Origin of the sequence: Methyloversatilis discipulorum (assembly GCF_000385375.1) — a bacterium.
Taxonomy (GTDB): Bacteria; Pseudomonadota; Gammaproteobacteria; order Burkholderiales; family Rhodocyclaceae; genus Methyloversatilis; species Methyloversatilis discipulorum_A.
Window position 1 is genome coordinate 3,128,302 of record NZ_ARVV01000001.1, and the last position, 21,326, is coordinate 3,149,627.

General features: G+C 65.7%; 25 protein-coding genes. 5 read left to right on the forward strand and 20 right to left on the reverse strand.

The features are described from left to right. Window positions 1-3 precede the first annotated feature (3 nt). From leuB to flgK, 8 genes are all read right to left on the reverse strand, one after another. Window positions 4-1,077 (reverse strand): 3-isopropylmalate dehydrogenase, encoded by a 1,074-nt coding sequence (gene leuB, locus METRZ18153_RS0114660; protein ID WP_020165438.1) that lies wholly within the window; start codon window positions 1,075-1,077, stop codon window positions 4-6. Between the two features lie 18 nt (window positions 1,078-1,095). Further along, window positions 1,096-1,734: a 3-isopropylmalate dehydratase small subunit gene (gene leuD, locus METRZ18153_RS0114665; RefSeq protein WP_020165439.1), complete on the reverse strand. Its 639-nt coding sequence runs from the start codon at window positions 1,732-1,734 to the stop codon at window positions 1,096-1,098. Between the two features lie 20 nt (window positions 1,735-1,754). Then, window positions 1,755-1,877 carry an entericidin A/B family lipoprotein gene (locus tag METRZ18153_RS0114670; protein WP_019917319.1) on the reverse strand — a complete coding sequence of 41 codons (123 nt, stop codon included), beginning with the start codon at window positions 1,875-1,877 and terminating at the stop codon, window positions 1,755-1,757. Window positions 1,878-1,906: 29 nt separating this feature from the next. Further along, window positions 1,907-3,313 (reverse strand): 3-isopropylmalate dehydratase large subunit, encoded by a 1,407-nt coding sequence (gene leuC, locus METRZ18153_RS0114675; protein ID WP_020165440.1) that lies wholly within the window; start codon window positions 3,311-3,313, stop codon window positions 1,907-1,909. Window positions 3,314-3,383: 70 nt separating this feature from the next. Continuing rightward, a complete protein-coding gene (locus METRZ18153_RS0114680) occupies window positions 3,384-4,541 on the reverse strand; it encodes an MFS transporter (RefSeq protein ID WP_020165441.1) in 1,158 nt (385 codons plus the stop codon). Between the two features lie 42 nt (window positions 4,542-4,583). Then, on the reverse strand, window positions 4,584-5,039 hold the full coding sequence (locus METRZ18153_RS0114685; RefSeq protein WP_020165442.1) for a hypothetical protein: 456 nt from the start codon (window positions 5,037-5,039) through the stop codon (window positions 4,584-4,586). Between the two features lie 2 nt (window positions 5,040-5,041). Beyond that, the gene (gene flgL / locus METRZ18153_RS0114690) at window positions 5,042-6,334 is read right to left on the reverse strand and encodes a flagellar hook-associated protein FlgL (protein WP_020165443.1); all 1,293 of its coding nucleotides are present in this window, start codon (window positions 6,332-6,334) and stop codon (window positions 5,042-5,044) included. An 11-nt stretch (window positions 6,335-6,345) separates the two neighbouring features. Then, a complete protein-coding gene (gene flgK, locus METRZ18153_RS0114695; RefSeq protein WP_020165444.1) occupies window positions 6,346-8,289 on the reverse strand; it encodes a flagellar hook-associated protein FlgK in 1,944 nt (647 codons plus the stop codon). 133 nt (window positions 8,290-8,422) lie between these two features. On the opposite strand from flgK, the gene METRZ18153_RS0114700 reads away from it, so the two are divergent. After that, a complete protein-coding gene (locus tag METRZ18153_RS0114700) occupies window positions 8,423-8,872 on the forward strand; it encodes a hypothetical protein (protein WP_029143798.1) in 450 nt (149 codons plus the stop codon). Between the two features lie 34 nt (window positions 8,873-8,906). Here the strand turns inward: METRZ18153_RS0114700 and flgJ are convergent, their stop codons facing one another. From flgJ to flgB, 9 genes are all read right to left on the reverse strand, one after another. Continuing rightward, a complete protein-coding gene (gene flgJ / locus METRZ18153_RS0114705; RefSeq protein WP_020165446.1) occupies window positions 8,907-9,875 on the reverse strand; it encodes a flagellar assembly peptidoglycan hydrolase FlgJ in 969 nt (322 codons plus the stop codon). Next, window positions 9,875-10,972 (reverse strand): flagellar basal body P-ring protein FlgI, encoded by a 1,098-nt coding sequence (locus tag METRZ18153_RS0114710; RefSeq protein ID WP_020165447.1) that lies wholly within the window; start codon window positions 10,970-10,972, stop codon window positions 9,875-9,877. The genes flgJ and METRZ18153_RS0114710 overlap by 1 nt, the downstream gene beginning before the upstream one ends. An 88-nt stretch (window positions 10,973-11,060) precedes the next feature. Next, window positions 11,061-11,759 carry a flagellar basal body L-ring protein FlgH gene (locus tag METRZ18153_RS0114715; protein ID WP_020165448.1) on the reverse strand — a complete coding sequence of 233 codons (699 nt, stop codon included), beginning with the start codon at window positions 11,757-11,759 and terminating at the stop codon, window positions 11,061-11,063. Between the two features lie 20 nt (window positions 11,760-11,779). Next, entirely contained in the window at window positions 11,780-12,562 is a 783-nt protein-coding gene (gene flgG, locus METRZ18153_RS0114720; protein ID WP_020165449.1) for a flagellar basal-body rod protein FlgG, read from the reverse strand. Between the two features lie 18 nt (window positions 12,563-12,580). Next, complete coding sequence (flgF, locus tag METRZ18153_RS0114725; RefSeq protein WP_020165450.1) at window positions 12,581-13,321, reverse strand: flagellar basal-body rod protein FlgF; 741 nt, start codon at window positions 13,319-13,321, stop codon at window positions 12,581-12,583. A 19-nt stretch (window positions 13,322-13,340) separates the two neighbouring features. Beyond that, window positions 13,341-14,558 (reverse strand): flagellar hook protein FlgE, encoded by a 1,218-nt coding sequence (gene flgE / locus METRZ18153_RS0114730; RefSeq protein WP_020165451.1) that lies wholly within the window; start codon window positions 14,556-14,558, stop codon window positions 13,341-13,343. 14 nt (window positions 14,559-14,572) lie between these two features. Continuing rightward, window positions 14,573-15,250, reverse strand: coding sequence for a flagellar hook assembly protein FlgD (locus tag METRZ18153_RS0114735; protein ID WP_019917302.1), 678 nt, complete (start codon window positions 15,248-15,250; stop codon window positions 14,573-14,575). 10 nt (window positions 15,251-15,260) lie between these two features. Next, on the reverse strand, window positions 15,261-15,662 hold the full coding sequence (gene flgC / locus METRZ18153_RS0114740; RefSeq protein ID WP_020165452.1) for a flagellar basal body rod protein FlgC: 402 nt from the start codon (window positions 15,660-15,662) through the stop codon (window positions 15,261-15,263). Between the two features lie 24 nt (window positions 15,663-15,686). Then, on the reverse strand, window positions 15,687-16,094 hold the full coding sequence (flgB, locus tag METRZ18153_RS0114745; protein ID WP_020165453.1) for a flagellar basal body rod protein FlgB: 408 nt from the start codon (window positions 16,092-16,094) through the stop codon (window positions 15,687-15,689). 310 nt (window positions 16,095-16,404) lie between these two features. Here flgB and flgA point away from each other — a divergent pair, with 310 nt between their 5' ends. From flgA to METRZ18153_RS0114765, 4 genes are all read left to right on the forward strand, one after another. Beyond that, the gene (gene flgA / locus METRZ18153_RS0114750; protein ID WP_020165454.1) at window positions 16,405-17,085 is read left to right on the forward strand and encodes a flagellar basal body P-ring formation chaperone FlgA; all 681 of its coding nucleotides are present in this window, start codon (window positions 16,405-16,407) and stop codon (window positions 17,083-17,085) included. 411 nt (window positions 17,086-17,496) lie between these two features. Then, on the forward strand, window positions 17,497-17,811 hold the full coding sequence (gene flgM / locus METRZ18153_RS0114755) for a flagellar biosynthesis anti-sigma factor FlgM (RefSeq protein ID WP_019917298.1): 315 nt from the start codon (window positions 17,497-17,499) through the stop codon (window positions 17,809-17,811). Continuing rightward, window positions 17,811-18,305: a flagella synthesis protein FlgN gene (locus tag METRZ18153_RS0114760; protein WP_020165455.1), complete on the forward strand. Its 495-nt coding sequence runs from the start codon at window positions 17,811-17,813 to the stop codon at window positions 18,303-18,305. Before flgM ends, METRZ18153_RS0114760 begins: the two co-directional genes overlap by 1 nt. Before the next feature lie 117 nt (window positions 18,306-18,422). After that, window positions 18,423-18,974: a Spy/CpxP family protein refolding chaperone gene (locus METRZ18153_RS0114765; RefSeq protein ID WP_020165456.1), complete on the forward strand. Its 552-nt coding sequence runs from the start codon at window positions 18,423-18,425 to the stop codon at window positions 18,972-18,974. On the opposite strand, the gene METRZ18153_RS0114770 is transcribed toward METRZ18153_RS0114765, so the two are convergent. Genes METRZ18153_RS0114770 through METRZ18153_RS0114780 form a run of 3 tightly spaced genes read right to left on the reverse strand, consistent with a single transcriptional unit; the run spans window position 18,975 to window position 21,294 of the window. Continuing rightward, on the reverse strand, window positions 18,975-19,811 hold the full coding sequence (locus tag METRZ18153_RS0114770) for a flagellar motor protein MotB (protein WP_029143799.1): 837 nt from the start codon (window positions 19,809-19,811) through the stop codon (window positions 18,975-18,977). Beyond that, on the reverse strand, window positions 19,808-20,566 hold the full coding sequence (locus tag METRZ18153_RS0114775; RefSeq protein WP_020165458.1) for a flagellar motor protein: 759 nt from the start codon (window positions 20,564-20,566) through the stop codon (window positions 19,808-19,810). The genes METRZ18153_RS0114770 and METRZ18153_RS0114775 overlap by 4 nt, the downstream gene beginning before the upstream one ends. 11 nt (window positions 20,567-20,577) lie before the next feature. Beyond that, window positions 20,578-21,294: an RNA polymerase sigma factor FliA gene (locus METRZ18153_RS0114780; RefSeq protein ID WP_019917293.1), complete on the reverse strand. Its 717-nt coding sequence runs from the start codon at window positions 21,292-21,294 to the stop codon at window positions 20,578-20,580. Window positions 21,295-21,326 lie beyond the last annotated feature (32 nt).

Genomic DNA, 21,326 nt, shown 5'->3' on the forward strand with positions numbered 1-21,326 from the left:
CCGTTACAGGGCCGCGAGTACCGCGTCGCCCATCTGCTTCGTTCCGACCCGGGTCGTGCCCGGTTCGAAGATGTCGCCGGTGCGGTAGCCCTGGGCCAGCACCTTGCGTACCGCATTCTCGATGCGCACGGCCGCGGCTTCGTTGCCGAAGCTGTAGCGCAGCATCATCGCCGCCGACAGGATGGTGGCCAGCGGATTGGCCACGCCCTTGCCGGCGATGTCTGGCGCCGAGCCGTGGCTGGGCTCGTACAGACCCTTGTTGTTGGCGTCCAGCGAGGCCGACGGCAGCATGCCGATCGAGCCGGTGAGCATCGAGGCTTCGTCCGACAGGATGTCGCCGAACATGTTTCCGGTCACCACCACGTCGAACTGCTTGGGCGCCTTCACCAGCTGCATCGCGGCGTTGTCGACCAGCATGTGGCTCAGCTCGACGTCCGGATAGTCCTTGGCCATGTCGGTGATGACCTCGCGCCACAGCTGGGTGCACTCGAGCACGTTCATCTTGTCGACCGAGCAGAGCTTCTTGCCACGCTTGCGGGCGGCCTCGAAGGCGACACGGCCGATGCGGCGAATCTCCTCTTCAGCGTAGATCATGGTGTTCCAGCCCACGCGCTGCTCGCCCCACTGGGTGTTGCGCACCTCGATGCCGCGCGGCTGGCCGAAATAGATGTCGCCGGTCAGTTCGCGCACGATCAGGATGTCGAGGCCGGACACGATTTCCGGCTTCAGCGACGAGGCATTGGCCAGTTCCGGGTAGAGGATGGCCGGACGCAGGTTGGCGAACACACCCAGTTCGGCGCGGATGCGCAGCAGACCGCGTTCCGGGCGCTGCTCGCGCGGAAGCGCGTCCCACTTCGGGCCGCCGACTGCGCCGAGCAGGATGGCGTCGGCTTCGCGTGCCAGCTTCGAGGTGGCTTCCGGATAGGGGTCGCCGGTGGCGTCAACCGCACCGCCGCCGAGCAGCGCGTGCTCGAATTCGATCTTCAGGCCGTCACTGCGCAGGGCCTCCAGCACGCGCAGCGCTTCGGCGGTGATTTCGGGACCGATGCCGTCGCCGGCGAGAACACAGACTTTCACGGATTGCTCCAGTAGGGGTCAGGCAAACAGCCAGGGCTGTTCGATGCGGCGACGCGCTTCGAACTCGCGGATCTTGTCGGCCTGGCGCAGGGTCAGGCCGATGTCATCGAAACCGTTGATCAGGCAGTACTTGCGGAAAGCATCGACGTCGAACTTGATGGCGTGGCCGTCCGGGCGTACCACCACCTGCTTGTCGAGGTCGATGTGCAGGCGGTAGCCCGGCGTACCGGCGCACTGCAGGAACAGCTGTTCGACTTCCTTCTCCGGCAGGCGGATGGGCAGCAGGCCGTTCTTGAAGCAGTTGCTGTAGAAGATGTCGGCGAAGGTGGTGCCGATGATGGCGCGGAAACCGTAGTCCTCGATCGCCCACGGCGCGTGCTCGCGCGACGAACCGCAGCCGAAGTTCTCGCGCACCAGCAGCACGCTGGCACCCTGGAAGCGCGGCTGGTTCAGTACGAAGTCCGGATTCAGCGGACGCTTCGAGTGGTCCTGACCCGGCTGGCCGACGTCGAGATAGCGCCATTCGTCGAACAGCGTCGGGCCGAAGCCCGAACGCTTGATCGACTTCAGGTACTGCTTCGGAATGATGGCGTCGGTATCGACGTTGGCGCGGTCCAGCGGCGCGACCAGGCCGTCAAGTACGGTGAATGCTTTCATGACTGTCCTTGGTTCGCCGCTTACTTCGCGGACTTCTCGATGGCCTCGCCACCCTTCTTGATGTCCTTGCCGATGCCTTCGACGGTGTTGCAGCCGGCCAGCATCAGGGTCATCGCGCTCAGGATCACGGCAATCAGCTTCATGTTCTGCTTTTCCTCGATCAGACAGTCATTCAGACAATTTCACGGACGTCGGCGAAACGACCGGCGATCGCCGCAGCCGCCGCCATCTGCGGGCTGACCAGATGGGTGCGCCCGCCGGCACCCTGGCGGCCTTCGAAATTGCGGTTCGAGGTCGACGCGCAACGCTCGCCCGGCTCCAGCCGGTCGGCATTCATCGCCAGGCACATCGAACAGCCCGGCTCGCGCCATTCGAAACCGGCCGCCTTGAACACCTTGTCCAACCCTTCCGCCTCGGCCTGCGCCTTGACCAGACCGGAACCCGGCACCACCAGCGCCAGCTTCACGTTGTCGGCCACGCGGCGGCCCTCGACCACGCGCGCCGCGGCGCGCAGATCCTCGATGCGCGAATTGGTACAGGAGCCGATGAACACCTTGTCGATGCGGATCTGGGCTATCGGCGTACGCGGCGTGAGGCCCATGTACTGCAGCGCACGGGCCACGCCCTCACGCTTGACCGGATCGGCGAAATCCTCGGGCGCCGGCACCTGGCCGCGCACGTCGGTCACCATTTCGGGCGAAGTGCCCCAGGTCACCTGCGGCAGGATCTTGCGCGCGTCGATATCGACCACGCGGTCGAACTGCGCGCCCTCGTCCGACTTCAGCGTGCGCCAGTACTCCACCGCGCGGTCCCACTGTTCGGCGCGCGGCGAGAACGGCCGGCCGCGCAGGTAGTCGATCGTGGTGTCGTCGACCGCCACCATGCCGGCGCGGGCACCGCCCTCGATCGCCATATTGCACAGCGTCATGCGGCCTTCCATCGACAGGCCGCGGATGGCCGAACCGCCGAATTCGATCGCGTAGCCGGTGCCACCGGCGGTGCCGATGACGCCGATGAAGTAAAGCGCGATGTCCTTGGCGCTGACGCCCTTGCCCAGTTCGCCTTCGACGCGGATGAGCATGGACTTCGACTTCTTCTGCAGCAGGCACTGCGTCGCCATCACGTGCTCGACTTCGGAGGTGCCGATGCCGTGCGCCAGACAGCCGAAGGCGCCATGGGTCGAGGTGTGCGAATCGCCGCAAACGACGGTCATTCCGGGCAGCGTGGCGCCGTTCTCCGGGCCGATCACATGCACGATGCCCTGGCGCTTGTCACGGAAGGGGAAATAGGCCAAGGCGCCGAAGGCGCGGATGTTGTCGTCCAGCGTTTCGACCTGGGCACGCGAAATCGGGTCGGCAATGCCCTGCTCCGAGCGGTCGGTCGGCACATTGTGGTCGGCGGTGGCGACGATGGAATCGACGCGCCAGGGCTTGCGATTGGCCAGTCGCAGACCTTCGAAGGCCTGCGGGCTGGTGACTTCATGTACCAGGTGACGGTCGATGTAGAGCAGTGCGGTACCGTCATCCTCGGTATGCACCACGTGACTGGACCACAGCTTGTCGTAAAGCGTTTGCGCCATTGCAACGATTCCGGCTGATCAGCGAAACCAGGGATTATAACCTTGCGGCGCAGCATCCAGCCGGCAGCGATCAGCCGCTGCGGACCACTTCACCCGGCGGCCACATGCGCGCCAGCAGCAGACATCCAGCCAGCGCGAACACCGAACTGAGCACGAAGGCCCAGCCGCCGCCAAGCGGCGCCCACATCCAGCCACTGATCAGCCCGCCGACCATGCCGCCGGCGCCGAAGGACACGCTGCCGTAAAGCGCCTGCGCCCGCCCCTGCTGGCGGGCGTCGAACCACTGGTTCAGCGCCGCCACCGAACTGGCGTGGAAGGCGCCGAAGGTCAGACCATGCAGCAGCTGGGCCGCCAGCAGCCAGGGAAGAGAGTCGACCAGCCAACCTATCATCGCGAAGCGCAGCACGGCGGCGGCCAGTGCCGCCAGCAGCATGGCGCGCAGCGCGAAGCGGCGCATCAGCGAGGGCATCCACAGGAAGACGGCGATCTCGGCCAGCACGCCCAGCGTCCACAGCGCGCCGATCAGGCTCTTGCTGTAGCCATGCTCGTCAAGATGGATCGAATAGAAGACGTACAGCGCACCGTGCGCACAGCTCATGAAGAAGGCGGCGCCGAACAGGCCGGCCACCGGGCGGCGACGCAGGATGTCGCGCAGGCCCTCGGTGGCGCGCGGACGGTCGGCGTGTTCCGGCGCCTCCGGCAGGCTGAAGGCGAACAGGCAGATGCCGCCCAGTATCAGGCTGCAGGCCCACAGCACGGCACGCAGGCCGGTGCGGTCCAGCATTTCGCCCAGCGCAAGCACGGTGATGACGAAGCCGATCGAGCCCCAGACCCGGATCGCGCCGTAGCGCGCCACCTTGGATTTCAGATGCTCCAGCGTCAGCGCCTCGACCAGCGGCAGCGACGCGCTCCAGAAGAAGGACATCAGCGCCATCGCGACGAACACGCCGACGAACTGTTCGGTGCTGAAGAAGATGAGGAAACCGGCCAGACTCGCCGCACCCGCACCACGGATGATGGGTGTGCGCGCGCCGATGCGATCCGCCAGCCAGCCCCACATGCCGGGTGCGACGATGCGCATCACCTGCATCAGCGACATGACGATGGCGATGTCGGCGGCGGAGAAGCCGATCGAGGACAGGTAGAGCCCGAAGTAAGGGGAAAAAGCGCCGACGAAGGCGAAGTAGAAGAGGTAATAGGCGGACAGTCGCCAGTAGGGGAGCGGCATCGGGCGAAGTGTACCGCAGCCGGCAGCGCGGCCGGCGGCGATTCAGCGCGTGCCGTGGCGCAGCTGAATCACCCCTTCGCCGACGCGCTGCGCGACCAGATCGGACTGAATGCCCTCGCTGTAGCTGACGATGTCGTAGCCGGCATAGCCGCCGGCGCGCGCCAGCTGCTCGGCACGCCGGCGGAACACCATGCGCGCCTCACCCTCGCCGCCCGGCCGCGTGCGCATCTTCTTCATGCCGAGGTAGTAGGTGTCCTCGGACAGCTGCGCCTCCTCGATGGTCCAGTTCGGCGCCATCGGATCGAGCACGACGTAGGCGAGATAGGCAGCGCCGGCGAAGTAGATGAGCTTTTCCGGCGTCGTCGTGTAGCCCGGCGTCAAGCGCAGCTTGGTGTCCGGAATGACGGAACTGGTCGCACTCGGCAGCGAGCGATCGAGCGACGAACAGGCCGCCGCCAGCATGGCGGCAAGCAAGGCTGCGGACAGGCGTGCCGTCATGATCAGGCTCCGATGAAGTTGAACAGCGACAGGCCGGACACCTTCAGGAAGGACTGCTGAGCCGCCTGCAGATATGCCTGCTGCTGCGTGAGCTTGCTCAGTGCCTCGGTGTAGTTCAGGTCGCGCAGGTTGGACAGCGAGGACTCGAACTGCAGATTCACCTCTTCACCCAGCGAATCGAGCGCCGCCAGCTCGGAGCTGCGAGCGCCGATGCGCGCTCGCGTGGTCAGCAGGTTGTCGGTCGACCGATCGATGTTGGAAATGGCCGAGCCGATCGCATTGCTCACCTTGGCCAGCGCGTTCGCGTCGCCGGAGGCCGGCTGTTCGAGCGCGAGAATCACGTCACCGATGGTTTCGAACACGCTCTGCGACGTGCTGATCTGCATCGACACGCGATCGCCATCGGCGGGGGCGCCGGTCATCGAGAAGCGGGCGCCGAAGTTGAAGGGCGGCTCGGAACCGCCGTTCGAGCGCAAGTTGATCACGTCGCCCGGCAGGAAGGTCCGCGGCAGCGGCGCGCCGCCGGGCGCGGCACCGGTCAGCAGCGAATTGCCGCTCGCGTTGTCGATGATGTCGTAGGTGGTCACGCCGCCGGACACCGCGAATACGACCTCGAAGTCGCCCGAATTGGCCGGATCGTTCCACGCGCTCATGTCAGTGACACTGCCGGCGTCGAGCACTGCGGTGCCGCGGTTTGCCGGGTCAGGCGTCAGCGAGAAGTTGCCGTTGCCGGAGGGCACGCGCATGAACACGTTGGCGCCGGAATCGCTGATCGCCAGGCGGCGATTGCTGCCCACCTGTGCTTCGCGCTGACCGTCGTCGCCGGCGTAGCTCACACCGGCCTCGACACTGCCGGAGAAAGGCTGGGTCGTGCTCTTGTAGCCGCTGAAAAGATAGTCGCCGAACGCGTCGCGCGAATTCGCGATGCCCATCATTTCGGAGAACATCGCGCGGATGTCGGTAGCAATCGCCTTGCGGTCGGAATCGGCCAGCGTCGCGCTGCGTGACTGGATCAGGCGCTCGCGGATGGTTGCCAGGATGTCGCCAGCGGTGGCGATCTGCGATTCGGCGAAGCCGAGCGCGCTGCTGGCGTCGCGGCGGTTCACCGCGAACTGGTCGTTCATCGACTTCGATTGCTCGACTTCGAGCGCCCGAGCGGACGCCACCGGATCGTCGGAGGGCGCCAGCACGCGGCGGCCGGTGGACAACTGCTGCTGCAGCCTGAACAGGTCGCCGCTCTGACGCACGAGGCCCGAGGTGCCGGTTTCGTAGATGGTGTTGGTGGAAACGCGCATTACAACTCTCCTCAGCCGCCCAGTTGCAGCACGGTGTCGAACAGCCGACTGGCGATTTCAATCATCTTGCCGGACGCCTGGTATGCCTGTTGATAACGGAGCAGATTGGCCGCTTCTTCATCGAGATTGACGCCCGACAGTGACTGCTGCGACTCGGTGACACGCGACAGCAGCACGTCCTGTGCCTTCTGGTTCACCTGGATTTCGCGTGCCTGCGAACCGATCTCGGCAACCATCTGCGCATAGGCACCCTGAAAACCGGTGGTGCCGCCGGCCAGCGTGTCCGCGTCCTGCAGCGCGGCCAGTGCCAGCAGGTTGCGGTTGTCGCCCTGACCGCTGGCATTGGCCTGTATGGTGAAGGTGTCACCGTCGCGCGGAATTCCCGACAGCTGGAAGGTGAAGCCGCCCTGGCCGGCAAAAGTGAAACTGGCGCCGGCCGAATCGGTGGCCGGGTTGTAGGCGATGGTGCCGCCCGGCCCGCCGGTCACGTTGAACACATTGGTCGCGGCGTCGAAGGTCAGCGTGATCGGGCCACCCAGCGGCAGGCCGGTGGTCGAGGTGACGGTACCGGCACTGATGGCGCCGGTGCCGGCGTTTGTCAGGCTGGCCGCGGTGCTGATCGGCATCGCCACCGCCAGCATGCGCGGGTCCGACAGCAGCGTGCGGATGTCCGACGCGCCGTTGCGCGTCGGCTGGATCAGGAAGCTGTCGCCGGCGGCCAGCGTCGTGGCGCCCGAATCCAGCGTGAAGCCCTGCGGGCTGCCGGCGGGCGGCAGACCACCCAGCGTCGCCGCGGTCCAGCTTACGTTGTCGGACAGGCGGGTGAGCGTGTAGTTGGCGCCGTCGTAGCGCAGACGGTAGTCGCTGGTGGTCAGTTCAGACGAATCATTGATCGTCACGTTGACCTGGGCCGCCGCGACCGTGCTGTTGGTGCTTGCCGGCAGCGCGCTGCCAGACAGCGTATTGAAGAAGGCTGTTCCCAGCGCCCCGTTCAGGTCCTGACCGAGCAGGTGTTGCGCGTTGAACTGCTCCGCCATGCCGATGGCGACCCGGCCGAGCGCATTCTGTGCCTCGTCCAGCGTTTCGCGGCGGAAGGCCAGCAGGCCGCCGAGCTTGCCACCGCTGAGCGAGGATTCCTGCATGCGCAGCACGGTGCCGCCGGGCGCGGTGTAGGTGACTTCGGTGCGGCTGGCGTCCTCGACCGACGGTCCGGCGGTCAGCTGGAAGGCGCTGCCACCAACGACCACGGGCTGACCGTTGCCGATGAACAGGTTGATCGAACCGTCGCTCTGCTGCAGTTGGGTCACCCGTACCAGGTCGTTCAGCTGGCTGATCAGCCGCTCGCGCATGTCGAGCATGTCGTTGGCCAGACGGGTCGGCCCGGTGCTCGCCTCTGCCACGGCAATCTGGTTGTTGTAGCGCGCGATCTGCGTGGCGAGCTGATTGATTTCCTCGACGGTGCCCGAGATTTCGCCATTGAGACCGGTACGGACCTCGTCCAGCCGCAGATCGAGCGCGTTGAAGCGCGCGGTCATGGCCTGTGCGGCCGAAATGACCGACTGCCGGGCGGCGAGCGACGTAGGTGAGGCGGTCACGCTCTGAAGTGCATCGAAGAAGCCGGACATCGCGGGCGACATGCCCGCGTCGGTGTCGGCAAGCAGGTTGTCGAGCGCGCCGATCTGGTCGGCGTAGGCGTTGTACTCGGCGCTCTGCGTCCGCGCCTCCATCACCTGGGCCGTCAGGAACTGGCTGTAGATGCGGCGCACGGTCTCGATCCGTGCGCCCTGGCCGAAGAAGCCGGCACCGGTCTGCTGCGGATCGTTGGTACCGAAGATGACTTCCTGCCGGGTATACCCGGTGGTCGCCGCATTCGAAATGTTGTGACCGGTCGTGACCAGTGCGGCCTGTGCCGCATTCAGTCCGGAGATGCCGATGCTGTAGAGCTGCGTTCCCATGATGTGCCGTCTCGTCAGAGTGCTTGGGACACATCAAAGCAAGAGCTTTGCCAGCTCCGTTTTATGGGCGTCACACTGGGCTGGAACAATGTCGGGGATGGTCACCCCCGCTCATCGCATATCGGCCACGGACGTGGCTTTCAAGACATCGGCCGGACGGGCCGAGGTGGTCCGGCGGGCGCACCGGCTGACACCGCTCGAACGCGCAGTGCTGATCGTCGCCGACGGGCGGCAGGATTTTGCCGGCTTGCTTGCCGCTCTCGGCCGCGCGGCCAGCGGCGACATGGAGGCGGCGGCCGCGTTGAGCAGGCTGATCGAACTCGGACTGCTCGACATCGAGCGACCGGCGCCAGTCGCCTCAGCCGGCCGGAAGTCGCTGGCGCTGGCCCGCCTCTACCTGATCGAAAGTGTGGAGCGCGCCTTGCGCGGACAGACCGACGCGCTGAAACCTCTGCTGCGCGACGCCACCGACGAAGCGGGCGTGCGCCGCGCGTTGCTGGCCTGCGAGAAGGCGCTTCTGGATGCGGGAGCGGCCCGACAGGCCAGCCTGATCCGCGCGCGCTGTCTGGAACTGCTGCCGTGAAACACGAGCCGGCTCTGCCGCCCTGCCCGCAGGCTCAGCCGGACAAGGCAGCGCGCAGCAGCGGCCCCTTGATGATGCGTTCGAGCTTGTCGGCGTAGGCCGGGTCGGTGGCGTAACCCGCCTGCTGCAGGCCACGGGCGAAACTGCCGGCGTCCTGCGCACCGAGCACGCGGGCGTAGCGCGGCTGGTTCTGCAACAGACGGGCGTAGTCGGCGAAGCTCTCTTCGTAGGAGCCATAACTGCGGAAGGCATCCGTCTGTTTGGTCCAGCGGCCGTCGATGAACTCGCTGGCCGAAACGGTGACGGTCTGCCCCTGCCAGCTGCTGCCGGCTTTGATGTTGAAAAGGTTGTGGCTCGGCTTACCGTCGGCCGACGTCAGTTCGGCCCGGCCCCAGCCGGTTTCGAGCGCGGCCTGGGCAACCAGGAACTGCGCCGGAATGCCTGTCGCACGACTGGCAGACAGCGCGGCCGGCCACACCCGCTCGACGAAGGCGCGTGCGTGCTCCGGCACATCGCGCGTCCTGACCGGCGCAAGTTCGGCCAATGCCGCTTCGAGATCGGCGGCAGCGGCTGCCTCGCCCGGCTGCAGACTCTGCCGCAGGGCGGCAGAGCTTGCCGCCGCCGGCATCCGCGGCAGGCCCTGGTACAGCCCGGCTTCGGACAGCGGCTTCAGTTCCGGCTTCACCGAGGTATCGGCGCTGTTCGCATTGGCCGACAGCTGCCGTTCGAGCACGCGCGCCAGACCGGTACCGCCGCCTTCAGTCATGACCTGGGCCCATTGCTGGTCCAGCATGTCCTGGTACATCTTGCTTTCCTGCCCGCCGAACAGCTCGTCGCCGTGCGAGGCCTCGCGCATCGACTTGATCACCACCTGCAGGAACATTGCCTCGAACTGCTTGGCTGCGGCCTTCAGCGCCTCCGGCGAGTTGTCGCGCGCCGCGCGGCGCAGCACGTCGAGGCCGCGCACGTCCGCGGCCAGCGTGTTGAGCGCGGCGTTTTCCATCAGATCACTTCCAGTTCGGCGCGCAGCGCACCGGCCGCCTTCATCGCCTGCAGGATGATGATGAGATCCTGCGGATTGGCGCCCAGCGCGTTCAGCGCACGGACGACTTCTGACAGATTCGCACCCTTCTTAACGTTGATCAGCGCGCTGCCTTCCTGCTGGATGTCGATCTGGTTGCGTTCGGCCACCACGGTCTGCCCGCCGGACAGCGGTGCCGGCTGGCTGATGACCGGCTCGGAACTGACGGTGACCGACAGGTTGCCGTGTGCGACCGCACAGCTGTCCAGCGTCACGGCCTGATTCATCACCACCGAACCGGTGCGCGAATTGACGATCACCTTGGCAGCCTGCTGCGCCGGCGTGACGTCGAGATTCTCGATGCGGCTCATGAAGGCGACGCGCTGGTTCGGGTCGAGCGGCGCGCGAACCTGGATGCGCCGGGCGTCGACCGCCACCGCGGTGCCGGGGCCGGCACTGCCGTTGATTGCATCGACCATGCGCTGCGTGGTGCCGAAATCGGTGGTGTGGGTTTCGAGATTGATGAAATCGCCCTCGCCCACCGCCGTCGGCACCGCACGTTCAACCGTAGCGCCCCCGGCGATGCGGCCGACCGACAGATGATTGATCGTGACGGACGAGCCACCGGCAGAGGCACCGGCGCCGCCGACCACCACATTGCCCTGGGCCATGCCGTAGATCTGGCCGTCCGCGCCCTTGAGCGGCGTCATCACGAGGGTGCCGCCGCGCAAGCTCTTGGCGTTGCCCATCGACGACACGGTCACGTCCATCGCCTGACCGGGCCGCGCGAAGGGCGGCAGGCTGGCGGTCACCATGACCGCGGCGACGTTCTTCAGCTGCAGATTCTGTCCGGGCGGCAAGGTCACACCCATGTTGCCGAGCATGTTGATCACGCTCTGCACGGTGAATGGCGTCTGCGTGGTCTGGTCACCCGAACCGTCGAGGCCGACCACCAGGCCGTAGCCGACCAGCTGGTTGTTGCGCACGCCGGACAGCGACGCCAGGTCCTTGATGCGCTCGGCACTGGCGGGCAGCGCGGCCAGCCATGCAAGTACGAAGAATGTGATGAAGCGCTTCATTTCAGTTCGCCTTCCGGGCGGCAGTACAGTGCCTTTTATACGCCGGCGACCAGGAACCCGATGGCCGGAAAAGAGGGCTGATTCCTCATCACAGCGGCAGGAAGCTCAGGAAGAAACGGCCCAGCCAGCCCATCACCTGCGCCTCGTCGATATAGCCGGTGGCGCGGTACTCGATGCGCGCGTCGGCCACCTGGGTAGACTGCACCGTGTTCGCCGCAGTCACCTGGGTCGGATTCACGACGCCGGAGAAGCGGATGTACTCGTCACCCTGGTTGATCGCGACCTTCTTTTCGCCGGATACCAGCAGATTGCCGTTGGGCAGCACCTCGATCACGGTGACCGTGATGGTGCCGGTAAAGTTGTTGTCCGCCGAGGACGCGCCCTTGCCGGCGAACACGTTCTCGCTGTTCGCCTGTACGCCTATGCCCTGCGCGCCCTTGAGCGGTACGCCGGCGATGCGCGGCACGCTGACCTCGATGTCCTGCGAGCGATCGGCCGAGCTCGACGACTTCTTCGCCGCCTGCGTGCGCTCGCTCAGGTTGATCACCAGCGTGTCGCCGACCATGCGCGCGCGACGATCCTCGAACAGCGGTCGCACGGCGCCCGGCTGGAAGATCGCACCGGCGTTGGTCTGATACTGCGGACGCGGTTCCGGACGCACCGACATAGGCTGATGCACCGCGGTCGGCGGCGTCGTCGTGACGCAGCCGGCAAGCATTGCCGCCACGACCAGCACCACGGCAAAACCTGCGCAGCGGGCGGCAAGGTGAAGGCGTTGGGCATTCATGGTGGTCTCCGCCGGATCTGTTACAGCTGGGTCAGTCGGGCCAGCATCTGGTCCGAAGTCTGGATGGCGCGCGAGTTGATTTCATAGGCGCGCTGGGTCTGAATCATGTTCACCAGTTCCTCGACCACGTTCACGTTCGACGTTTCGACGAAGCCCTGATTGAGCAGGCCGGCGCCATTGGTGCCCGGGGTGTTCGGCGTCGGTACGCCGCTGGAGGCGGTCTCGACGAACAGGTTCTCGCCGACGCTCTGCAGACCACCGGTATTCACGAAGGTCGCCAGTTGCAGCTGGCCGATCTGGGTCGGCGCGTTCTGCCCGGCCTGCAGCACGCTCACCACGCCATCACGGCCGATGGTGACCGTCACCGCATCGGCCGGAATGGTGATCTGCGGCTGCACCGGGAAGCCGCTCGAAGTGACCATGACGCCCTGCGCGTCCTTCTGGAAGGCGCCGTCGCGGGTATAGGACAGCGTGCCGTCCGGCATCTGGATCTGGAAGAAGCCTTCGCCCTGGATGGCCACGTCCAGCGTGCCGCCGGTCTGCTGGATATTGCCTTGCGTGTGGATCCGTTCGGTCGCCACCGGACGCACGCCGGTACCGATCTGCAGGCCCGACGGAATGGTGTTCTGCTGCGTGTTCAGCGCGCCCGGCTGACGCATGGTCTGGTACAGCAGGTCCTCGAATACGGCGCGGGCACGCTTGAAACCGTTGGTACTGACGTTCGCGAGGTTGTTGGTGATGACATCGAGCTGAGTCTGATGTGCATCCATGCCGGTGCGGGCAATCCACAGCGAGCGAATCATGGTCGGTTACTCCGGTTGTCAGTTATTGCCCAGAACCTGCGAGGCAGCCTGGTCGTTGCGTTCCGCGGTCTGCAGCATCTTGGTCTGCATCTCGAACTGGCGGGACAGCGAAATCATCGCCACCACCTGATCGACCACATTCACATTGCTGCCTTCGAGGTAGCCACCGACCACACGCACGTTCTGTGCCTGCGGCTGCAGGCCCGGCGCGGTCGAGCGGAACAGGCCGTCGTCGCCACGCTTGAGCGTGTTTTCGGGCGGATCGACCAGCTTCAGACGGCCGATCGGATTGACCTGGTTCACGCCGCCGGTGCGCTGCACGGCGGACAGCGTGCCGTCGGCACCCAGCGTCACCTCAGTGTCCGGAGGGACAGTGATCGGACCGGTCTCGCCCTGCAGAGGAATGCCCTCATGGTTCTGCAGGATGCCGGTCGGACTGATCTGGAAGTGGCCGTTGCGCGTATACGCCTCGGTGCCGTCGGGCATGGCCAGCGTGAACCAGCCCTTGCCCTGTATGGCCATGTCGTACGAACGCCCGGTCTGCTGCAGCGCGCCCGGCGTGTAGTCGTTCTTGACGCTGGCGTCGATGACGAAGGCGCGCGACGCGAACGCTTCGGTCTGCACCTGAACGGCACGCAGACGATGTTCCTCCGCGCGATAACCTGTGGTCGATGCATTGGCGAGGTTGTGGGCGACCGAAGCCTGACGCTCCATCGTCCACTTCGCGCCGGTCATCGCGGTGTAGATCACGCGGTCCATGACAGCTCCTCAGTGCGCGTCAGCGCAGGTTCACCAGCGTCTGCATGATCTGATCCTGCGTCTTGATCGACTGCGCGTTCGCCTGATAGGCGCGCTGCTGCGTGATCATGTTCACCAGTTCTGCGGTGAGATCGACGTTGGAATCCTCGACCGCGCCCGGCTGCAGACCGCCGCGATTGCCGGTACCGGGCTCACCGACGGCCGGCGGACCGGAGAAGGAGGTTTCCGCCCAGGCATTGCTGCCCAGCTGCACCATGCCATCCGGGTTCTGGAACGAGGCGAGCACGACCTGACCCAGCGTGCGCGACTGGCCATTGGTATAGCGGCCCTGGATGATGCCCTCCGGCGACACGCTGAGGCCGGACAGCCGGCCCGAGGTGTAGCCATCCTGCGCCACGGCATTCACGCTGAACGTGGTGCCGTACTGGGTCGAGTTGCCGAGGTTGAGATCGAAAGCCAGCGGACTGGTGGCACCGGTGGTGATGGCAAAGGACTGCGCCACCGTAGACGGTCCGACGAGACCGCCGTTCGAATTGAAGGTCAGCGAAGTCGCTGCCGTCGGCGCGCCGCCGTCAAGCGTGGTGTAGAGATCCCACTGGTTCGGGGTGGCCGATTTCACGAAGTACATCGACATCACATGCGGATTGCCGAGCGAATCGTAGGTGGTCATCGACGTGGAGTACGAGAAGCTCGACGTGTCTGCGGTCGAGAACGGCGCCGTGACCGGCGGCGACAGTCGTGAATCGAGGTTGACCGCGAGGTTCGCCTCCGTGGTCGACGTCGGCTCGGCGCCGGACAGCGCGGTGTCGATGCGCAGATCGATCGGCGCGGTCACCACGATGTTGTCATTGGCGTCGGTGCCGTAGCCAGTGAGCCGGTAACCGGAGCCATTGACGATGTAGCCCTGCTTGTCGACCGAGAACTGGCCGTTGCGCGTGTAGAGCACGTCGCCGTTGTCGCTCATCCGGAAGAAGCCCTCACCGTTGATGGCGATGTCCAGCGGATTGCTGGTGACGGTGATGTTGCCCTGCGAGAACTGCTGGGCAACGCCGTTCACCCGCGCGCCGATACCGATCTGGGCCGAACCGCCGCCGCCCAGCGTGGTCGCGTAGATGTCGGCAAATTGTGCCTGCGACTGCTTGAAACCCACGGTGGTCGAGTTCGCGACGTTGTTGCTGATCGCGTCGAGCGCCTTGGAGGCGATGTTCAGTCCGGAAAGTCCTTGCTGGAAGGCCATGATTCAACTCCCGATCAGTAGATCTGCTTGATGTCGTTCATCGTGACCAGCCCTTGCTGGCCCACATTCAGGCGGGTAACTCCGCCGGTGCGCTCGACGCTGCCGACCACCGCGAGTTCGAGCGGCGTGCTGGTCAGCGTCTTGCCCCCCTGCACCGCTTTCACGGAGAAGGAGTACGACCCATCCTGAGCAACTGCCGTGCCAGAGTTGTCCTTGCCGTCCCAGACGAATTGCGTGATGCCGGCTTCCTGATCGCCCAGCGCCATCTCGCGGACGATCACGCCGTTTGCGCCCTTGATCGTGACGACGACGTCGTCGGCCGGTGTGGTCAGCTCGACCCCACCCATCGACTGCCCCTCGACCAGCTTCAGGTCCGAACCTTCGATTAGTACTGCGTGACCGACTAGTGCCGTCGCCTGCAGGTGCTGCGCATCGCTGGTGCTCTCCATCATCTTTTCCAGCGTGCTGTTGAGTTTGGTGATGCCATCGACGGTGCTGATCTGCGCCAGCTGCGAAGTGACCTGCGCGTTGTCCATCGGGCTGAGCGGATCCTGCATCCTGAGCTGCGTGGTGAGCAGCATCAGGAAGCGGTTCTGCGCCGCATCGAGTTCGGACGTTGCCTGCTTCTGCGTGGTGTTCAGCGAGCTGTATAGGTCGGCGGCAGAATTGCCATTGACGGGATTGGTGGCCATGGCTTTGTCCTTACTGTCCGATGGTGAGGGTCTTGAGCATCAGCTGCTTCGCGGTATTCATCATTTCCGCGTTGGTCTGATAGGAGCGGGAGGCGGAGATCATGTTCACCATCTCCTCCACCACGTTGACGTTGGGCATCTGCACGTAACCGTCGGCGTTTGCCGCGGGGTTGGTGGGGTCGTAGGTGCTGCGCAGCGGCGCCGCGCTCTCGACGATCTGCGTCACGCGCACACCGCTGGCTTCGCTGCCGTCGGCGATCGGCTTCATCTCGAACACCACCTGCTTGGCGCGGTAGGGCTGGCCGTTGGCCGTGGTGACCGAATCGGCGTTGGCGAGATTGCTCGACGTCGTATTCAGTCGCACCGACTGCGCAGTCAGCGCCGAGCCGGCAATCCCGAACACATTGAACATGTTTCCTGCCATGGTTCAGCCTCCTTACTGGCCCTGGATTGCCTGCTGCATCGTGCGCAGGCGACCGCTGATGAAGGTGAGCAGCGCTTCGTACTGCACCGAGTTCTCGGCAAACGCCGCGCGCTCGACGTCCATATCGACGGTGTTGCCATCGACGCTGGACTGCGTTTCGGTGCGGTACTTCATCGACTGATCGAATGAACCGTCGCCCTTCGCTTCGATGTGCTTGCTGGAGGTACGCGCCAGTTCCACCGGACCGCCGAGCTTGCCGCCCAGCGCGCTTTCGAGTGCGCTCCTGAATTCGATATCGCGTGCCTTGTAGTGCGGCGTATCGGCGTTGGCGATGTTCGACGCCAGCTGCTGCTGGCGTGCGGCACGCACGCCGAGGGCGGCTTGATGCAGGTTGAGATGTCGGTCGAGAGGTGTCGGCATGATGTGCAGTCCATTGCAGCTATCGTGCCAATGACTTTAAGCGCCGAGGTGCGGCCGGAAACGGCAAAAAAGGACTGTTCGCACCCCGCCTTTCCTCGTCTTCTGCCGCCCCTGAGCGGCAAGGTTTGCCGTACGAACCAGCGCAACCCGCCTTCAAACCCTTGCCGGAAAAGGATTTTCGCGGCGGCAGTGGGCGCACGGCTCGCGCCCGGCACGGCGCAGCGGAACAGAACCGTGCTTCACCCGCTATTTCCGGCATCGACCTTGCAAGCAGCGTGATCGAATGCGTCCATCGCCAGGAGATCCGCCCATGTTCCGTCGTCCTCTGCTCATGCTGCTGCTTGCGCTGTGCTCCAACGCGCAGGCACAGACCTCACCGGAGGCGCTGCGCGCTACCGTGAGCCAGTTCCTGACCGCGCAGGCGGCAAGCATGCCGGGCAAGGCCGTAGTCGAAGTCGGCCAGCCGGACGCGCGTATCGCGCTGGCTGCCTGCACGGCGCACGAGGCCTTCCTGCCACCAGGCGCCCGGCCCTGGGGCCGCGTCAGCGTCGGCGTACGCTGCGTCGCCGGCGCCAGCTGGACCGTCTACATCCCGTCACGCGTGCGCATCGAGGGTGACTATCTCGTCGCGGCGCGCGCACTGGGCCGTGGCCAGGTGGTGGCCGACGGCGATTACGCCTTCATGCGCGGCGATCTGACGGACCTGCCGCCGAACATGATCACCGATCCGCAGCAGGTCATCGGGCAGTCGGTGAACGTCGCCATCGGCGCCGGCCAGCCGCTGCGCGCCGACTGGCTGCGCGCACCGGTCGCCGTGCAGCAGGGCCAGATCGTAAAGCTGTTCGCACGCGGCAACGGCTTCTCGGTCAGTCACGATGGCCGCGCGCTGGCCACCGCGCAGTCAGGCCAGACGGTGCAGATACGCACCGGCAGCGGCCAGGTGGTGAGCGGCGTAGCACGTCCGGGTGGTCTTGTCGAAGTGATGTATTAGGGTCTGTTGCCATTGAATCGCGAACCGCGTTTGCAGCGCGCGAGGCACGGGCAAGGCGTGCGACGAAGTCGAGACTGGCCGTCTCGACAAGGAGCGCAACGCAGTCCGTGCCTCGCACGCTGCAAACCCGAAGGGCGCGAGTCCCGATGCGCCCAGCTCCGCGTTGGGCCTCCTGGCCTGACGGCCAGTCAGCCGGCGTCGGCCCGCCTTGATCTGGACGCATCGGGATTCGCGCGCGGCACGCGATTCAACGGCAACAGACCCTATGGGAACTGTTCGACGGTCAGCCGCGTCGGTGCTTGATATAGTGCTCATCAAGCATCGGTGTAAGACGGCTCCCTACAAAAAGTTCTAAAGTTTTGTCGTGTCGTCGTCGTAATACCGATCGAACGTCTTCTGAAAGGGTTCATCGTGAAAATCGACGGAACTGGAAAGCCGCTTGGTCCGACTTCAACTTCGACCACGCGCAACTCGTCGGGCAACACCCCGACCAATTCGACTTCGGCCACGCCTTCCGCGGGTGCCCAGGTCGATGTTTCGAGCACCTCCTCGCGTCTGCGCGAGCTCGAATCGACCATTGCCAATGTGCCGGTGGTCGACAGCGCTCGCGTCGATGAAATCAAGCAGGCCATTGCCGACGGTCGCTTCAAGGTCAACGCCGATCGCGTGGCCGACAGCCTGATCGAAAGCGTGCGCCAGATGCTGAATACGCGCCCGGCGACCTGATGACCCAGAACGAACTGGCCGCGCAGATTTCCGCGCGACTGTCCGTACTGATGACCGAGGAGGTCGCGTCCTTGCGCGCGGCCATCGGCCATCTCGATGCCGAGCGCCGCGCGCTCGAATCCGGTGACGTCGATACCCTGCCCGTGCTTGCCGCACGCAAGTCGGAGGTCTACGGCCGCCTCGCGCAGTTGGGCGATGCGCGCACGGCGCTGCTCGCGCGTGCCGGCGTGAAGCCGGCGAAGGCCGACATCGACGCACTGTTCGCCAGCGGACCGGAATGGACCGCCTGCCGCAAACCTTTTGCCGACCTGCTCGAATTGGCCCGCGAAGCGCACGACGCGAATCTGGCGAACGGGTTGATGATCCGGGCGCAGATGAAGTCCAGTCAGCAGGCCCTCGCCGTGCTGATGTCGGCCGCCGAGCAGGCATCGACCTACGGGCCTGACGGTCAGTCGATGGCACGCACCAGCCGTCGCTCATTCGGCAGCGCCTGAGCACGGCGGGGCGCAACACCCGCTTACACCCGCAAAACGTGACTTGACCCGGCGACACAGCGTGTTTGCCGGTGGCTGTCATCGTGGCCGCCTGTTCCACAGCCCAGGCCACATGCCATGCCCGTTTCCCGCACCCTTCCGCTGCTCAGCCTCGTGCTGCTGATGACCGCCTGCGCCTCCGCGCCAGACGACGACTTCGACCGCTCACGACGCGGGCCTCCGGCCGAGGCGCACAACGGCGGCAGTGCCGGTGTCGTCGACGATCTGCAGACGCAGTTGGCCGAGGTGGAGCAGCGCTTGTCGCTGACACCGCTGCAACAGCCCTTGTGGGAGCGCTACCGCGAGACGATAGGCGCGCTGATGGCGGACCAGCTGCGACTGGACCCGCGTCCCGTCACACGCATCGACGCGGTGAAGCAGATAGGTCGCAAGGTCGATGTGGTTCGCAACCGCCTGGTCGCGATGGAAGACATCGCCGAGGCGGCGGAACTGCTGTACGGCACGCTCGACGCCGACCAGCGTCGCGTCGCCGACCGACTGCTGCCAGGCACGGTGCCGGCGCTGTACTCCGGCCTGCCGGGGCGGGGAGCAGAGGACGGGTCGGCGCGCGACCGCCGTGGCGAGCGCGGAGGACCACCGCCGGGCGGACGCCGCGAGCGGGCGCAGTGATCAGAGCCTGGGGAAACTCGAGCCGAGGCTGCCCTCGGGCACCTCGACCGGTGCGTTCGCCGGTGCGCCATTGAGCGCTGCGCGGTCGGTCGAGTATGTTTCGATGCGAATGGACACGCGACGATTCTTCGCCCGCCCCTCTTCGGTTTCGTTGCCGGCAATCGGCCGCTGGTCGGCAAGACCTGCCGCGGTCAGCCTTGCCGGAATGATGCCCTGCTCCTCGAACACCTGGGTCACCGCCGCCGCGCGCAGCGCAGACAGCGACCAGTTCGACATGCCGCGCCCGGTGGCTGGCACGTTGTCCGTGTGTCCTTCGATCACCAGCGGAAAATCGCTGTACAACAGCACGCCGGCCACCGCGGCGATGATGTCGCGCGCCGCCGGTTCCAGCGTCGCGTCGCCGCGGCCGAACAGGAAGGTGGCGTCGAGATCGACCGTGATGCCGAGCGCGCCGTCGGTGACGGTGGCCTGGCCGTCCCGCGTCAGTGCCGACAGCGCCTGCGTCAGCTCGGTCATCGTGCGCTGCGCACGTTCGCGCCTCTCCTTTTCCTTCGCTGCGGCACGCGCCTGACGGACCTGGTCGAGCTCGATCTGCAGCGCACTGCGCGGCGGCGCCACCGCCGGCAGCTCGATCAGCTGCACGCCGTCGCGGGCCGAAAACGCGCTGTTCAGCGACGCACTCAGCACACGGTACTTGCTCTCGCTGACCTGGGAAATCGCGTACATGACGACGAAGAAAGCGAACAGCAAGGTGACCAGATCGGCGTACGACACCAGCCAGCGGTCGTGATTCTCGTCCGACTCCGGCACGTAGCGACGCTTGCGTGGCGCGCTCACTCCGGCACCTGGGCAACGTAGCCGAGCAACCTGCCCTCGATAATGCGCGGGTTGTCGCCGTTGGCGATGCCGACCAGGCCATCGACGAAGATTTCGCGCACCGCGATGAGCTGTGACACGTGGGTCTGCAGCTTGCGACCGATAGGCAGGAACACCAGATTGGCCGCACCGACGCCGTAGATGGTGGCGACGAAGGCGGTGGCGATGCCGGCGCCAAGCCGGGTCGGGTCACCAAGGTTCTCCATCACGTGGATCAGGCCCAGAACCGCGCCCATGATGCCTATGGTCGGCGAGTAGCCGGCGGCCGAATCCCACACCCGCGCAGCCTGGCGCAGCGTGTTCTCGTAAGTGGTGATCTCGACTTCCATCACCTCGCGCAGGCGGGTCGCATCGGCGCCATCGACCAGCAGCTGCACGCCCTTGCGGAAGAACGGGTCGGATTCGTTGCTGACCTGCTTTTCCAGCGCCAGGATGCCCTCGCGCCGCGACAGCTGAGCCCAGGCGACCAGTCTGCGGATCATGTCGTCCGGCACCTGGGATGGCGCGACGAAGGCCCAGCGCCCCATGCGCATGCCGCGCATGAAGATGGGAAAACGGGTCTGCAGCATGGTCGCGCCCAGCGTGCCACCGAGCACGATGACGAAGGCGGCCGGCTGGAACAGCGAAGACAGGCTGCCGCCCTCGAGCACCTGCCCGAGCATGATGGCAGCCAGACCGAGCAGCAGGCCGGCGATGCTGATGCGATCGACGCGCACGCGTACTCCGCTCAGCCGCGCGCCGCGATGCGGCTGCGCAGGCGGGCGATCGCCTGACTGTGCAGCTGGCAGACGCGCGATTCGGACACGCCGAGGATTTCCCCGATCTCACGCAGGTTCAGGTCTTCTTCGTAATAGAGACCCATCACGGTCTTTTCACGGTCCGGCAGATCGCCGATGGCACGCACCAGCACGTCGCGCATGTTCTTGTCGAGCAGTCGTTCGAGCGGATCGAGGTCTTCGGTGCCGACGCTGTGGCGGTCGAGGTAGTCATCGTCGTCGCCGTCGGTGAAGTCCTCGAAATAGACCAGCTGATAGCCGCGCGCTTCCTGCAGCATCTTCTGGTACTCGGGCAGCGGCATGCCGAGCGATTCGGCCAGTTCGCCTTCGGTCGGCTGACGGCCCTTCTGCTGTTCCAGCGTGTGGATGGCCGTTTCGATGCGCCGCATGTCGCGGCGCAGGCTGCGCGGCAGCCAGTCGTTCTCGCGCAGGCCGTCGAGCATGGCGCCGCGGATGCGCTGCACGGCATAGGTTTCGAACTGCGCGCCCAGCCCTTCCTCGTAGCGGCTCATCGCGTCGAGCAGGCCCAGCATGCCGTTCTGGATGATGTCCTCGACCTGCACGCTGGCCGGCAACTTGGCCATCAGGTGGTAGGCAATGCGCTTGACCAGCGGCGCGTAGTGCTTGGCAAGCTGATCACGGTCCAGTGTTCCGGATGCGGTGTACATGTTTCGTCCTCTGCTGCGGGTCGCTTGTGCAG